General features: G+C 71.0%; 14 protein-coding genes. 4 read left to right on the top strand and 10 right to left on the bottom strand.

Annotated elements, in window-relative coordinates; genetic code table 11:
* Nucleotides 1-192: 192 nt before the first annotated feature.
* Together D0Z67_RS06040 and D0Z67_RS06035 are read right to left on the bottom strand one after the other, a co-directional pair.
* Nucleotides 193-1,578: a CoA transferase gene (locus D0Z67_RS06040; protein WP_420824426.1), complete on the bottom strand. Its 1,386-nt coding sequence runs from the start codon at nucleotides 1,576-1,578 to the stop codon at nucleotides 193-195.
* A 51-nt stretch (nucleotides 1,579-1,629) separates the two neighbouring features.
* Complete coding sequence (locus D0Z67_RS06035) at nucleotides 1,630-3,171, bottom strand: S8 family peptidase (RefSeq protein ID WP_031182091.1); 1,542 nt, start codon at nucleotides 3,169-3,171, stop codon at nucleotides 1,630-1,632.
* Nucleotides 3,172-3,460: 289 nt separating this feature from the next.
* On the opposite strand from D0Z67_RS06035, the gene D0Z67_RS06030 reads away from it, so the two are divergent.
* The 3 genes from D0Z67_RS06030 (at nucleotide 3,461) to moaA (ending at nucleotide 6,621) form a co-directional block, all read left to right on the top strand.
* Nucleotides 3,461-3,811: a DUF485 domain-containing protein gene (locus tag D0Z67_RS06030; RefSeq protein ID WP_031182092.1), complete on the top strand. Its 351-nt coding sequence runs from the start codon at nucleotides 3,461-3,463 to the stop codon at nucleotides 3,809-3,811.
* A complete protein-coding gene (locus tag D0Z67_RS06025) occupies nucleotides 3,811-5,451 on the top strand; it encodes a solute symporter family protein (RefSeq protein WP_031182093.1) in 1,641 nt (546 codons plus the stop codon). Before D0Z67_RS06030 ends, D0Z67_RS06025 begins: the two co-directional genes overlap by 1 nt.
* Nucleotides 5,452-5,631: 180 nt before the next feature.
* The gene (moaA, locus tag D0Z67_RS06020; RefSeq protein WP_031182094.1) at nucleotides 5,632-6,621 is read left to right on the top strand and encodes a GTP 3',8-cyclase MoaA; all 990 of its coding nucleotides are present in this window, start codon (nucleotides 5,632-5,634) and stop codon (nucleotides 6,619-6,621) included.
* Here the strand turns inward: moaA and D0Z67_RS06015 are convergent.
* Nucleotides 6,604-6,822: a hypothetical protein gene (locus tag D0Z67_RS06015; RefSeq protein ID WP_031182095.1), complete on the bottom strand. Its 219-nt coding sequence runs from the start codon at nucleotides 6,820-6,822 to the stop codon at nucleotides 6,604-6,606. The two genes, moaA and D0Z67_RS06015, sit on opposite strands and share 18 nt — an antisense overlap.
* Nucleotides 6,823-7,099: 277 nt before the next feature.
* Nucleotides 7,100-7,504 (bottom strand): DUF3099 domain-containing protein, encoded by a 405-nt coding sequence (locus D0Z67_RS06010; RefSeq protein WP_031182096.1) that lies wholly within the window; start codon nucleotides 7,502-7,504, stop codon nucleotides 7,100-7,102.
* A 239-nt stretch (nucleotides 7,505-7,743) separates the two neighbouring features.
* Here D0Z67_RS06010 and D0Z67_RS06005 point away from each other — a divergent pair, with 239 nt between their 5' ends.
* Entirely contained in the window at nucleotides 7,744-8,037 is a 294-nt protein-coding gene (locus D0Z67_RS06005) for a GlsB/YeaQ/YmgE family stress response membrane protein (RefSeq protein ID WP_031182097.1), read from the top strand.
* A gap of 57 nt (nucleotides 8,038-8,094) precedes the next feature.
* On the opposite strand, the gene tyrS is transcribed toward D0Z67_RS06005, so the two are convergent.
* Genes tyrS through D0Z67_RS05975 form a run of 6 tightly spaced genes read right to left on the bottom strand, consistent with a single transcriptional unit; the run spans nucleotide 8,095 to nucleotide 14,318 of the window.
* Nucleotides 8,095-9,363 carry a tyrosine--tRNA ligase gene (tyrS, locus tag D0Z67_RS06000; protein WP_031182098.1) on the bottom strand — a complete coding sequence of 423 codons (1,269 nt, stop codon included), beginning with the start codon at nucleotides 9,361-9,363 and terminating at the stop codon, nucleotides 8,095-8,097.
* A 56-nt stretch (nucleotides 9,364-9,419) separates the two neighbouring features.
* On the bottom strand, nucleotides 9,420-10,814 hold the full coding sequence (locus D0Z67_RS05995; RefSeq protein WP_031182099.1) for a metallopeptidase TldD-related protein: 1,395 nt from the start codon (nucleotides 10,812-10,814) through the stop codon (nucleotides 9,420-9,422).
* On the bottom strand, nucleotides 10,811-12,334 hold the full coding sequence (locus D0Z67_RS05990; RefSeq protein WP_031182100.1) for a TldD/PmbA family protein: 1,524 nt from the start codon (nucleotides 12,332-12,334) through the stop codon (nucleotides 10,811-10,813). The genes D0Z67_RS05995 and D0Z67_RS05990 overlap by 4 nt, the downstream gene beginning before the upstream one ends.
* 48 nt (nucleotides 12,335-12,382) lie before the next feature.
* Nucleotides 12,383-13,315, bottom strand: a complete 933-nt coding sequence (hemC, locus tag D0Z67_RS05985) for a hydroxymethylbilane synthase (protein ID WP_031182101.1) — start codon at nucleotides 13,313-13,315, stop codon at nucleotides 12,383-12,385.
* Complete coding sequence (locus D0Z67_RS05980) at nucleotides 13,300-13,494, bottom strand: DUF397 domain-containing protein (protein ID WP_031182102.1); 195 nt, start codon at nucleotides 13,492-13,494, stop codon at nucleotides 13,300-13,302. Before D0Z67_RS05980 ends, hemC begins: the two co-directional genes overlap by 16 nt.
* A complete protein-coding gene (locus D0Z67_RS05975) occupies nucleotides 13,491-14,318 on the bottom strand; it encodes a helix-turn-helix domain-containing protein (protein WP_031182103.1) in 828 nt (275 codons plus the stop codon). The genes D0Z67_RS05980 and D0Z67_RS05975 overlap by 4 nt, the downstream gene beginning before the upstream one ends.
* Nucleotides 14,319-14,472: the final 154 nt, after the last annotated feature.

Below are 14,472 nucleotides of genomic sequence, written 5' to 3'. Positions count from 1 at the left end.
TCGCCCCCTGCGGGTCGGCCCGGTCAGCTCCCCGTCGCCGGCCTGGACCCGCAGGGCACGGGCGAGGTGGCCCGGTCGGGCCGGTTGCCGGTGAAGAGCGACTGGGGCGGGCGTGCCCCGGGCTTCCCGGCGCGGCCACGGGCCTCGGCCCTCGTATCCCGGCCCGTCCTGGCGCGCGGCCGGCTGCCCCGGTCAGTTCCACTTCGCCGGGCTCGACCCCCAAGGCACCGGCGGGGTGGCCCAGTCGGCCGGGCCGCCGGTGAAGGACACCGGGGGCCGGGCGTACCGCAAGCGGCCGAGGGGGCTGTCCTGTTCGGCCAGCCAGGGGTCCGGGCCCTCGTACTCCGGGCCGCCGGGGCGTGGGTCGCGGCCGGCCTCGGTGGTCAGCCAGTGCGCGGTCCGGGCGAGGGCGAGGCGTACCAGGCGGCCCCGGCCGTCGCGGGAGCGTTCGGTAAGGGACCGCAGGACGCCCGCCGCCAGCAGATAGCCCGTGCCGTGGTCCAGGGCCTGTACGGGCAGCGCGCCGGGCTCCATGGTCGAGCCCTCGGTGGCCGCGATGCCGGTCGCGACCTGGACGAGGCTGTCGAAGCCGCGCCGCTCACCCCAGGGCCCGTACGCGCCCCAGGCCGAGAGCCGGGCGACGATCAGGCCGGGGTACCGCTCGGCCAGCGCCTCCGGAGAGAGGCCGAAGCGGTCGAGGGCACCGGGGCGGTAGCCGGTGACGACCACGTCGGCGGAGGCCAGCAGCTCCTCCAACGCCGCGCTTTCGGCGGTGAGTTCGAGAGTGGCCGACCGCTTCCCGAAGCCCGTGTCCGCGTGCTGGTCCGGCAGTTCGGGCAACTCGGGGGCGTCCACGCGCAGTACGTCGGCGCCGAGCAGCGCGAGGGTACGGGTGGCGACCGGCCCGGCGATGACGCGCGTGAGGTCCAGGACGCGCAGCCCGGCGGCGGGCAGCAGGGGCCCGGAACCCCTTTCCAGGGGCGGGAGTTGACGTGTCGAGGTCGCCCCGATGGGAGTGCGCTCGACCAGCGGCCGTTGCGCCACCTCCGCGCCCTGCGGATGCGCCGCCCACTGACCAGGCGTGCGCAGGGCCACCGCCAGCCCCCCGGCCGCGTACACCGCCTCCTCGACCTCCAGGGCGGAGCGTTCGAGGAGCACCCGCTCCACGTCCTCCGGACCGGCGTCGTCGGGCAGACCCAGCGCGCCGAGGAGGCGCTGCCGGTGGTGCGGATAGTTGGCGTGGGTGCGCACCCAGCCGTACGCGGCGCGCCACCAGCGGGACAGCGGGGCGAAGTTGACCGGGGCGCGGCCGTCGATCCGCAGCAGCCGCTCGCTGTGGAAGGCGGTGACCACCGCGCCGTCGTCCACCACGGCACGCGGCACGGGGTCGAGCCCGGCCCGCAGCGCGCCCAGTTCGGCGGCGGCCAGCGCGCACGTGCCCACGCACGCACGCGCCAGCCGCTGCACGGGAAGGCGGGCGATCAGGGCCCCCGGCCGCTCGACACAGACCAGCCGGCCGAGCAGCGTGCGATCGCCGCCGAGCGCGACCCAGGCGGACTTGGTCATGGGATCGATCATGGCCGCACTATGCATCAGCCACCCCGGCCCCACAAGGAGGCGCCCTGGCGCCTAGTGCGTCACCGCCGCCAGCGCGTCCGCGATCCCCCAGCCGTAGAAGCCGTTGCGGTTCTTCGTGCCCTCGCACACCGCGTCGACCTTGCCGTCACCGTTGATGTCGTACGGGTCGGTGCACGGCGTGGCCGTCGCCTCCGCGTACAGCAGGGCCTTCACCACGGCGGCGGGGGCGTGCGGGTGGACCGACTTGATCAGCGCGGCGACACCCGCGACGTGCGGCGAGGCCATCGAGGTGCCGGCCATGTACCCCCACTTGCCGCCGGGCAGCGGGCCCAGGATCAGGCCGCTGGTCGCGGGCGGGGCCGGGGTCTGGTAGGCGGTCGAGTCACCACCCGGGGCCGCGATGTCGATCGTGCCCAGGCCGTAGTTGGAGAACGACGACTTGACGCCCTTCGCGCCGGTCGCCGCGACCGTCACCACCCCGGGGAGCTGGGTGGGTATGTCGAAGCACTTGCGCGGGTCGACGGTCCGGTCCGAGGGGGTGCCGTCGTTGGGGGAGGAGGGGTCGGTGATCGAGTCGGCGGCGAAGTCGTAGTTCTCGTTGCCGGCCGCCGCGACGTTGACGGTGCCCTTGCTCTCCGCGTACCGGGTGGCCCGCGTGATGGCGTCCACCAGGGCCTTCTGGTCCGGGTCGCCGGTGCAGTTGAAGTACCACGGGTCGGTGTAATAGCTGTTGTTGGTGACGTCCACGTGGTGCTCGGCCGCCCACACGAACCCGCAGACCACGGCCTCGGTGTAGAAGTAGCCGTCCGGGTTGCCCACCTTGATGCCGGAGACCTTCACGCCCGGCGCCACGCCCGTGATGCCGACGCCGTTCTTGGCGCCCGCTATCTCGCCCGCGACATGCGTGCCGTGCGGCGACTCCGAGGCGCTCGGCCGCCAGGCGCCGTCCGCCGTGTCGGGCGCACCGGAGACGCAGTTGACGGAGGCCGCCCGGTCGAAGTTGGGCGCGATGTCCGGGTGGGTGTCGTCCACCCCGGTGTCGATGACGGCGACCGTCACCTTGCTGCTGCCGAGCGTCTTCTCATGGGCCTTGTCCGCCTTGATGGCGGGCAGGTCCCACTGCAGCGGCTCCAACGGGTCCTGCCCGTCCACCGCCTTGGCCTTGGCCAGCTCCGCCGCCGTCAGCGGCTTCGGCGCGCCCATGTCGGTGGTGGACTGCGCGGGCAGCGGCGCGTTGCGGGTGGCCCCGGCCGAGGAGACGCCGGACACCTTGCGGATCGAGGTGGCGAAGCCGGGGTTCGACGAGTGCACGACGATCACGCCGATACGGTCGTAACTGGCCACGACGGTGCCGCCGTTGCGTCCTATCGCGCGGCGCACCGACTCGATCGTGCGATGGTCCGTTCTCGTGTTGACCACGTAGGACAGCTCCGGGCCGTCGTACGTGGTGGCCGAACCCTCCGCCGCCCGCGTCGTCGGGGCCGTGGACGGGGCCGCAGAAGCCGCCGTCGGCAGAAAGCCGAGCGAGGCGGTCAGCGACAGCACGACCGGGACGGCCGGCGCGAACCGGCGCCGGGAGCGCAGATGAGCCATGGGATCTCCACATCATCCGGAAACGGAAACCGCCCGAGGCACGGGTGGCGCTCGGGCAGGTACATGACGGGTGGAACAAGGTGAAGCTATCCCGGTGGCGCGGAACTCCGAAAGGGCGGAACCCGCGTGAACCGGCGTCACCGCCGGGCCGTGTGCGTCAACGAGGGGGTACGGCCGGATCGTGCCCCCCGGAGGATCACCACGGGGAGTCGCGCGTTGACGCCCGGTAACGTGATCTCCGTTCCAGTGAGGTCGGCAACCGCCCGTCCGTGACGCGAGGAGACCTTGAGTGGCGACCGAGACACCGCCCCCCGCGAAGCACCCACTTCCTTCCCCCGAGGAGTTCACCGAGGCGCAGGCGAGCGCGGAGTTCCGTGAACTGCGCCGCGCGCACCGCTCGTTCGCGTTCCCCCTGACGATCGCCTTCATCGCCTGGTACCTGGCCTACGTGCTGCTCTCCTGCTACGCGGGCGGCTTCATGGGCACCGAGATCGCCGGGAACATCAACGTGGCCCTCGTGCTGGGCCTCGCCCAGTTCCTCACCACGTTCCTCATCGCCTGGTGGTACGCGCGGCACGCCGCCGCCAAGCTCGACCCGAAGGCCGACGCCATCAAGTCCCGGATGGAGGGCGGCGCCTGATGTCCGCATCGCACACGATCGCCGCCCAGCACGCCGTGCTCGCGGCCGGCGAGGCCAGTGAGCACAGAGGGCTGATCATCTCCCTGTTCGCGGTGTTCGTCGCCGCGACCCTGGTCATCACCGTCTGGGCGGGCCGCCAGACCAAGGACGCCGCCGACTTCTACGCGGGCGGCCGCCAGTTCACCGGCTTCCAGAACGGCCTGGCCGTCTCCGGCGACTACATGTCCGCCGCGTCCTTCCTCGGCATCGCCGGCGCCATCGCCCTGTTCGGGTACGACGGCTTCCTGTACTCCATCGGCTTCCTGGTCGCCTGGCTGGTCGCCCTGCTCCTGGTCGCCGAGCCGCTGCGCAACTCCGGCCGCTACACCATGGGCGACGTGCTGGCCTACCGGATGCGCCAGCGCCCGGTGCGCACCGCCGCGGGCACCTCCACCATCGTGGTGTCGATCTTCTACCTGCTCGCGCAGATGGCCGGCGCCGGTGTCCTGGTCTCGCTGCTGCTCGGCATCACCAGCGACAGCGGCAAGATCGGCATCGTCGCCCTGGTCGGCGTCCTGATGATCGTGTACGTCACCATCGGCGGCATGAAGGGCACCACCTGGGTCCAGATGGTCAAGGCGGTCCTCCTCATCGTGGGCGCCCTGCTGCTGACCTTCCTGGTGCTGCTCAAGTTCCACTTCAACGTCTCCGACCTGCTGGGCTCGGCCGCCGACAACAGCGGCAAGGGCAAGGCGTTCCTGGAGCCCGGCCTGAAGTACGGCGCCTCCGGCACCTCCAAGCTGGACTTCATCTCCCTCGGCATCGCCCTGGTCCTGGGCACCGCCGGCCTGCCGCACATCCTGATCCGCTTCTACACGGTCCCCACCGCCAAGGCGGCCCGGAAGTCGGTGATCTGGGCCATCGGCCTGATCGGCGCCTTCTACCTGATGACCCTCGCCCTCGGCTTCGGCGCCGCCGCGCTGATCAAGCCGGAGGAGATCATCGCCTCCAACAAGGCGGGCAACACCGCGGCCCCCCTGCTCGCCCTGCACCTCGGGGGAGTGGACTCCAACTGGGGCGCCATCCTGCTGGCCAGCATCTCCGCCGTCGCCTTCGCCACGATCCTCGCGGTCGTCGCCGGCCTCACCCTGGCCTCCTCCTCGTCCTTCGCCCACGACATCTACGCCAACGTCATCAAGAAGGGCCGGGCCACCGAGAAGCAGGAGATCAACGCCGCCCGCTACGCCACCGTCGGCATCGGCGCCGTCTCCATCGTGCTCGGCGCCCTCGCCCGCGACCTCAACGTGGCCGGACTCGTGGCGCTGGCCTTCGCGGTCGCCGCGTCGGCGAACCTGCCGACCATCCTCTACAGCCTGTTCTGGAAGCGGTTCACCACCTCCGGCGCCCTGTGGTCGATCTACGGCGGCCTGGTCACCGCGGTCGGCCTGGTGCTGTTCTCCCCGGTGGTCTCCGGCAAGCCGACCTCGATGTTCCCCGACGCCGACTTCCACTGGTTCCCGCTGGAGAACCCCGGCATCATCTCGATCCCGGTCGGCTTCCTGCTGGGCGCGGTCGGCACCCTGCTGTCCAAGGAGGTCCCGGACGCGGAGAAGTACGCCGAGCTGGAGGTACGGTCCCTGACCGGCACCGGGGCGCACTGAGCCGCCCGCCCGGCACACCTCACGGCCGCGCCGCGCGGGGGCAGGACACCCGCGCGGCGCGGCCGCGTCCGTACCGTCCCCGTGCCGTGCCGGGCCATCAGCGGCTGTCGATGTCCGAGGTCTCGCGTAGGCTCGCAGGTGACGGAAGACAAGCGGTCCGAGACGAGGGAGGGGGCCCACGTGCTCATCGACACCTACGGCCGGGTGGCCACCGACCTGAGGGTTTCACTGACCGACCGGTGCAATCTGCGCTGTACTTACTGCATGCCCGAGGAGGGTCTGCAGTGGCTGGCCAAGCCCGATCTGCTCACGGACGACGAGATCGTCCGCCTGATCGACCTCGCGGTGACCCACCTCGGCATCGAGGAGGTCCGCTTCACCGGCGGCGAGCCCCTGCTCCGCCCCGGTCTGGTCGGCATCGTGGAGCGCGTCGCGGCCCTGGAGCCGCGCCCCCGGATGTCCATCACCACCAACGGCATCGGCCTCAAGCGCACCGCCGCCGCCCTGAAACAGGCCGGTCTGGACCGGGTCAACGTCTCGCTGGACACCCTGCGCCCCGACGTCTTCAAGACCCTCACCCGGCGCAACCGCCACCAGGACGTGCTGGACGGCCTCGCAGCCGCCTCCGACGCGGGCCTCACCCCGGTCAAGGTCAACTCGGTCCTGATGCCGGGTCTCAACGCGGACGAGGCCCCCGACCTGCTGGCCTGGGCCCTGGAACACGCGTACGAACTCCGCTTCATCGAGCAGATGCCGCTCGACGCCCAGCACGGCTGGAAGCGCGAGGGCATGGTCACCGCCCAGGACATCCTGGCTTCCCTGCGCACCCGCTTCGAACTGACGGAGGAGGGCGCCGGCGAGCGCGGTTCGGCCCCGGCCGAGCGCTGGCTGGTGGACGGCGGCCCGCAGCGGGTCGGCGTGATCGCCTCGGTGACCCGCCCGTTCTGCGCGGCCTGCGACCGCACCCGGCTCACGGCCGACGGCCAGATACGCACCTGTCTGTTCGCCACCGAGGAGACCGACCTGCGCGCCCTGCTGCGCTCCGGCGCGCCGGACGAGGAGATCGCCGAGCTGTGGCGCAAGGCGATGTGGGGCAAGAAGGCGGGCGCCGGCCTCGACGACCCGTCCTTCGTCCAGCCCGACCGCCCCATGTCAGCGATCGGCGGCTGAGTCCTCCCACTCCCGGAGCGGGACCACGTCCTTCAGGAAGCCGCGTACGCCGAGGAACTGCGACAGATGCTCGCGGTGTTCCTCGCAGGCGATCCAGGTCTTGCGCCGCTCCGGGGTGTGGATCTTCGGGTTGTTCCACGCCAGCACCCATACGGCGTCGGCCCGGCAGCCCTTCGCGGAACAGATCGGTGTCTCACTCACGGAAAGATTCTCGCAGAGGCGAGCCGAGGCGAGCGGAGGGGGATTCACGCGGCCGGACCGAAGTGAATTCGCGCGGAAACGGCTGCGAACAAGGCGACGCCGAGCAGCCACGGGGGGAGCTGCCCGGCGTCGGTCTGTCGCTCCGACGGGGGATGCGGAGCGCGTACGCAGTATGTCACGCACCACTGGCCGACCGGCACAAGAACAGCATGATTGAACTGAGCTTTTCCTGAGCTTGGCGGGAAGTCGTCTTCCGCTTTTTCCGCTCCCGCGCTGCTCAGGCTCGGTCGGAACGTTTCTCCCGGGACTCCGCCCCTGGCCGGGCCGAAGCCTCCTCCGGGCCGGAATCCGACCGCTCCGCTGACTCTTCGTCACGAGGCTCGTCACGAGACGGTGTGATCATCGGCTTGGACGGCATCACGACGAAGGTCGACGGGAGCGACTGCGGCCGTTCCCGCCCCGCGTTTGCGATCACCACGGCGATGTACGGCAGCGCGGCGCCCAGCACCAGCGCCACGATGGCGACGTACCGCTCCACGTTCCACAGCGAGGCGGCCAGGATCACGGACACCGTGCGGATCGACATCGAGATGACGTACCGCCGCTGCCGGCCCCGCACGTCCTCGGCCAGGCCGGTCCGGGCACCGGTGATCCGGAATACCTCGCCACGCTGCTTGCCCATCAGTCCACCATCCGCCCGCATGGGTCCAACCCCGGCCCGAAGCCGCATCCGGGCCCGAACCGGACCCGGCACACCCACCCACGGTACGCCGCCGGGCCGCCGCGCTCGATACCGGGGCGCCGCCCGGCCTGCGGGAACGTCCACCGTCCGGGTGCGTCCGGCATGCGCGCAGGCCGGGGCACACCCACACTGGCCAGGACGATCAGATCGATCAGGTCGGACCGGACGAGGAGGCCGCCATGGGCTGGCTGTGGGCGATCATCGTGGGATTCGTGCTGGGCCTGCTCGCCAAGGCGATCATTCCCGGCAAGCAGCACAGCCCCCTGTGGCTGACCACCATCTGCGGCATCCTGGGCGCCCTGGCGGGCAACGCCATCGCGCGCGGACTGGGAGTCGCGGAGACCAAGGGCATCGACTGGAGCCGGCACATCTTCCAGCTCGTCGCGGCGATCATCATCGTGTTCTTCGTCGACATGCTCTACACCGCGACCCTCGGCAAGCGCCGCAAGCGCAAGTACGACGAACGGGTGTGACCCGCGTACGGCAGAGGGCGGCCTCCCCGTGAAGGGAAGCCGCCCTCTCTTCATGCCTCAGACGCCCGTGACCTCGACCGCCGCCAGGTTCTTCTTGCCCCGGCGCAGCACCAGCCAGCGCCCGTGCAGCAGCTCCCCGGCGTCCGGGACGGCGTCCTCACCGGCGACCTTGACGTTGTTCACGTAGGCCCCGCCCTCCTTCACCGTGCGCCGCGCGGCCGACTTGCTGGCCACGAGACCGACCTCGGCGAGCAGGTCCACCACCGGGCCCAGCTCCGCGACCTGGACGTTCGGCAGCTCGGAGAGCGCGGCGGCGAGCGTCGCCTCGTCCAGCTCCGCCAGCTCGCCCTGGCCGAACAGCGCCTTGGACGCGGCGATCACGGCGGCGGTCTGGTCCGCGCCGTGCACCAGCGTGGTCAGCTCCTCCGCGAGCGCGCGCTGCGCGGCACGGGCCTGCGGACGCTCCTCGGTGAGCCGCTCCAGCTCCGCGATCTCCTCGCGGGACTTGAAGCTGAAGATCCGCAGGAACTTGGAGACGTCCCTGTCGTCCGCGTTCAGCCAGAACTGGTAGAAGGCGTACGGCGTGGTCATCTCCGGGTCGAGCCAGATGGTGCCCGACTCGGTCTTGCCGAACTTGGTGCCGTCCGCCTTGGTGATCAGCGGGGTGCCCAGCGCGTGGACCACGGCGTCCGGGTCGACCCGGTGGATCAGGTCGGTGCCCGAGGTGAGGTTGCCCCACTGGTCGCTGCCGCCGGTCTGGAGCGTGCAGCCGTAGCGCCGGTACAGCTCCAGGAAGTCCATGCCCTGGAGGATCTGGTAGCTGAACTCGGTGTAGCTGATGCCCGCGTCGGAGTTCAGCCGACGGGAGACGGCCTCCTTGGCGATCATCTTGTTGACCCGGAAGTGCTTGCCGATGTCCCGCAGGAACTCGATGGCCGACATGCCCTGGGTCCAGTCCAGGTTGTTGACCATGACGGCCGCGTTCGGGCCCTCGAAGTCCAGCAGCGGCTGGATCTGCGCGCGCAGCCGCTCCACCCACTGGCCGACGATCTCCGGCTCGTTCAGCGTGCGCTCGGCGGTCGGCTTGGGGTCGCCGATCAGACCGGTGGCGCCGCCGACCAGGCCCAGCGGGCGGTGGCCCGCGTCCTGGATGCGCCGCATGGTGAGGATCTGGACCAGGTTGCCGAGGTGCAGGCTGGGCGCGGTCGGGTCGAAGCCGCAATAGAACGTGACAGGACCGTCCGCGAACGCCTTGCGCAATGCGTCCTCGTCGGTGGAGAGGGCGATCAGCCCACGCCACTTCAGTTCGTCGACGATGTCCGTCACGGTTCTCGTGTCTCCTAGATGATCAGGCGGCGGTCGGGTGACAGCCGAGTACGAGGTTATACGCCCTGGCTGACAGAGCTCATATTGAATTCCGGCACGCGGAGCGCGGGCATCGCGGCCCGGGTGAACCAGTCGCTCCACTCGCGGGGCAGCGTCTGCTCGGTGCGGCCCGCATCGGAGGCCCGGCCGAGCACGCCGACCGGCGACTCGTTGAACCGGAAGTTGTTCACCTGGCCGGTGACCTCGCCGTTCTCCACGAGGTAGACGCCGTCGCGGGTGAGACCGGTGAGCAGCAGGGTCGCCGGGTCGACCTCGCGGATGTACCAGAGGCAGGTCAGCAGCAGGCCGCGCTCGGTGGCCGCGACCATCTCCGCGAGCGAGCGGTCGCTGCCGCCGTCCAGGATCAGGTTGTCCAGCGCCGGGGCGAGCGGCAGGCCGGTCAGGTCCGCGCTGTGCCGGGTGGTGGTGAGGCGGTCGAGGACGCCGTCCTTGATCCAGTCGGTGGCGCGGACCGGCAGCCCGTTGTCGAAGACCGAGCGGTCGCCGCCGGAGGAGTGCGCGACGACGAAGGGCGCGCAGTTCAGGCCCGGCTCGTCGGGGTCGCTGCGCAGGGTCAGCGGCAGCTCGCTGAGCCGCTCGCCGGTACGGGTGCCGCCGCCCGGCTTGGAGAACACCGTGCGGCCCTCGCTGGCGTCCCGTCCGGAGGCGGACCAGAGCTGGTAGATCAGCAGGTCGGCCACGGCGGACGGCGGCAGCAGCGTCTCGTACCGCCCGGCGGGCAGCTCGACGCGGCGCTCGGCCCAGCCGAGGCGCTCGGCCAGCTCGGTGTCCAGGGCGCCGGGGTCGACGTCCTTGAAGTCGCGGGTGGAGCGGCCGGCCCAGGCGGAGCGGGTGTGGTCGGGGGACTTGGCGTTCAGCTCCAGGGTGCCGGTCGGCTGGTCGTGCCGAAGGCGCAGGCCGGTGGAGGTGCCGAGGTAGGTGGAGACGGTCTCGTGGCTGGCGAATCCGTACAGCTCGCGGCCGCCGGACCGGGCGCGCGCGAACGCCTCGCCGAGCGCCGGGGCGAAGTCGGCGAAGACGGCGGAGGAGGTCTCGGCGGGCGCGTCGTGGAAGTCGGGGGAGTCCGGGACCCCGCTGACCAGCGGCTGCGCGTCCTCGGCCGGTCCGGCCGCCCGCGCGGCGGCCTCGGCGGCCCGCACCAGCGGCTCCAGCTCGGCGGCCGTCACCGCCGACCGCGAGACCACACCGGAGGCGGTGCCCTGCTGCCCGTCGACGGTGGCGATCACGGTGAGGGTACGGCCACGGGTCACGCCGTTGGTGGTGAGCGCGTTGCCCGCCCAGCGCAGGTTGGCGCTGGACTCCTCGTCCGCGATCACGACACAGCCGTCCGCCCGGGACAGCGCGAGGGCCTGCTCGACGATCTCGTACGGCTTGCTGGTCCGCGCGCTCATCGCCCGGCCTCCTGCGTGGTGTTGAGGATGTTGACGCCCCGGAACAGGGCGGAGGGGCAGCCGTGGGAGACGGCGGCGACCTGGCCGGGCTGGGCCTTGCCGCAGTTGAAGGCGCCGCCGAGGACATAGGTCTGCGGGCCGCCGACGGCGGCCATCGAGCCCCAGAAGTCGGTGGTGTTGGCCTGGTAGGCGACGTCCCTGAGCTGGCCGGTGATCCGCCCGTTCTCGATGCGGAAGAAGCGCTGGCCGGTGAACTGGAAGTTGTAGCGCTGCATGTCGATCGACCAGGACCGGTCGCCGACGACGTAGATGCCCCGGTCGACGCCCCCGATCAGGCCCTCGGTGGACAGCCCGGCGGGGTCCGGCCGCAGCGAGACGTTGGCCATGCGCTGGACCGGGACATGGCCGGGGGAGTCCGCGAAGGCGCAGCCGTTGGAGCGCTCGAAGCCGGTCAGCCTGGCGATACGGCGGTCGAGTTGGTACCCGGTGAGGGTGCCGTCCTTGATCAGGTCCCAGGACTGCGCGGCCACGCCCTCGTCGTCGTAGCCGATGGTCGCGAGGCCGTGTTCGGCGGTGCGGTCGCCGGTGACGTTCATCAGCTCGGAGCCGTACCTGAGCTTGCCGAGCTGGTCGAAGGTGGCGAACGAGGTGCCGGCGTAGGCGGCTTCGTAGCCGAGGGCGCGGTCCAGTTCGGTGGCGTGGCCGATGGACTCGTGGATGGTGAGCCACAGGTTGGAGGGGTCCACGACCAGGTCGTACAGCCCGGGGTCCACGCTCGGGGCGCGCATCTTCTCGGCCAGCAGCTCGGGGATCTGTTCGAGTTCGGCGTCCCAGTCCCAGCCGGTGCCGGTCAGGTACTCCCAGCCCCGGCCGGTGGGCGGGGCGAGGGTGCGCATCGAGTCGAACTCACCGCTGGAGTCGTCCACGGAGACGGCCGTCAGCTCCGGGTGCAGCCGGACGCGCTGCTGGGTGGTGACCGTCCCGGCGGTGTCGGCGTAGAACTTGTTCTCGTGCACGGTGGTCAGCGAGGCGTCCACGTGGTCGACGCCCTGCGCCGCGAGGAGCCGCCCGCTCCAGTCCGCGAGCAGCGCGGACTTGTCCGCGTCGGGCACGGTGAAGGGGTCGATGTCGTACGACGAGATCCACGTCCTGTCGGCGTGCACGGGCTCGTCGGCCAGTTCCACGCGCTCGTCCGACCCGGCGGCCCTGATCACCTGCGCGGACAGCTTGGCCATCGCCACCGCCTGCGAGGCGACCTTGGCGGCGCCGTCCATCGTCAGGTCCACCCCCGAGGCGAACCCCCAGCTGCCCCCGTGCACGACCCTGACCGCGTACCCCAGGTCGGTGGTGTCCGAGGACCCCGACGGGCGTCCGTCCCGCAGTCGCCAGGAGGCGCTGCGCACCCGCTCCAGCCGGAAGTCGGCGTGCTCGGCCCCGAGGGCGCGCGCACGGGCGAGGGCCGCGTCGGCGAGGGCCCTCAGGGGGAGCGCCAGGAAGGAAGGGTCGATGTGTTGAGCCACGGGCGGGTTCCTCCTGCACAGGGTGGGGTGCTCAGGAGGATACGTCGCTCAGTGGGCGATGCCGTCGATGAGTTCCCGCGCCCCTTGCCGGAGCAGGGCCACGGCGACGGAGGTGCCGAGGGTGGCGGGGTCGAGACGGCCGGCCCACTCGTGCGCGTGCAGCACGGTCTTGCCGTCGGGGGTGAACACGGCCGCGCGCAGGGAGAGTTCGCCCGAGCGCTCGGTACGGGCGTACCCGGCGATGGGGGAGTTGCAGTGGCCCTGGAGGACGTGCAGCAGCATCCGTTCGGCGCTGGTCTCCCGGTGGGTGGCGGGGTCGCCCAGGTCGCTGACGACGTCGGTCGTCTCGGTGTCGTCCTCCCGGCACTGGAGAGCGAGGACGCCCGCGCCGATCGGGGGCAGCATCGTCTCCAGCGTCAGGACTTCACTGACCGCGTCCATCCGCCCGATGCGCTCCAGGCCGGACACGGCGAGGATCAGCGCGTCCGCGTCTCCGGCCGCCATCTTCTCCAGCCGCCTGTTCGCGTTGCCCCGGATCGGCACGCACTCCAGGTGCGGGTGGGACGCGGCGAGCTGCGCGACCCGGCGCACGGAGGAGGTGCCGATGCGGGTCCCCCGCGGGAGCTGGTCCAGGGTCCGGCCCTGCGGGTCTACGAGGGCGTCCCGGATGTCGTCCCGCTTCAGGTACCCGGCGAAGCGGGTCCCTGCGGGGATGGGGCGGTCACCGGGTACGTCCTTCATGCAGTGCACGGCGAGGTCCGCGTCGCCGCGCAGCAGGGCGGCGTCCACCTCTTTGGTGAAGGCTCCCTTGCCCTCGACCTGGGCGAGGTCCCCCATCCACCGGTCACCGGTGGTCGTGACCGGCAGGACCTCGGTACGGACATGGGGGTGCAGTACGGCCAACTCTGCGCGCACGCGCTCGACTTGGGCGAGCGCCATGGGGGAGTTGCGGGAGACGATACGAATCAGATCACCGGGCATGAGGGCACGATACGGCCCACGAACATGGCCCACGCGTCCGAGGTGACGGTGAGGGGCTGGATGCGGGTGTCTTTGGAGTCACGGATGTGGATCGCACCGGGGCGCATGGCGACCTCGACACAGTTGCCGCCACCGGTGCCGCTGTAGCTGCTCTTGAACCATGTCAGTTCGGTGCTCATAGCGCTCCTTGCATGTCTCTCAGCACGTCCGCTGTGGCCAGGTGACTCAGGGCCTGTGAGCGCATCTTTCCATAGCGCTGGAGCATGGGACTCACCAATTTGGGCTGGGTGAGCAGGGTGCTGCAATCGTGTCCTTCGATGTAGCCGACCCACTGGTGGCTGTCGCGTTCGGCGAGGTACATCTGGCCGTCGACACCGCAGTGGTCCACCTGTTGGAGCGGCATGAGGAGGATCTCCACGTTCCGCCGGCTGCCCTGCTCCAAAAGATTTCTGACGACGTCCCGCGTCACTTCCACGCCACCGAGACCGCGCCTCAGGACTGCCTCTTCGATGAGGAAGGAGAACCCGGTGTTCGGCCGCTCGTCCAGGATTCGCTGCCGCTCCAGGCGAGCGGCCACCTGCCGCTCGAACTGCTCCTCCGACAGGGGCGGGATCTGCTGTTCGAACACCGCGCGGATGTACCCCTCCGGCTGTAACAGCCCCGGAATCACTCGGCATTCGTACGCCCACAGGGAGATCGCCTCCTCCTCGATCCCCGCCCACTGCTGAAACCAGGTCGCCAGACCCGACCGCCTCGTCAGGGTCTTGGCCGCCGCTGTGAGGACCTTCGCCGCGTCCTCGCCCAGGACACCCGCTACGCGCGTCGGCAAGTCCGCCGGAGGGAACCGCTTCCCCTGCTCGATCTTGGCGATATAGGGCGCCGAATATTGCACCCGGAGCGCGAACTCCTCCTGAGTCAGGCCCCCTTGGTCTCGCAGCGACTTCAGTACCGCGCCGAACATCTTCAGGCTGTCGGAAGCTTCTGCCCCGTGCTCTGCCACCATCGCCGCCCACCTTTCGCGCACCCCGCTCAACCCGGCCGATCCGCTCATCGTCACGGGGAGTAACCCACCCAGTCCAGAGTGTGCACTGATACAAGCGGAGTTGTATGGGCTTCGTTCCTGTTGGCCCCCCGGAGGGACTCCCCACGCTGGACGT

The sequence above is a fragment of the Streptomyces seoulensis genome (assembly GCF_004328625.1).
Taxonomy (GTDB): domain Bacteria; phylum Actinomycetota; class Actinomycetes; order Streptomycetales; family Streptomycetaceae; genus Streptomyces; species Streptomyces seoulensis.
This window is presented reverse-complemented; position numbering and strand designations above follow the sequence as displayed.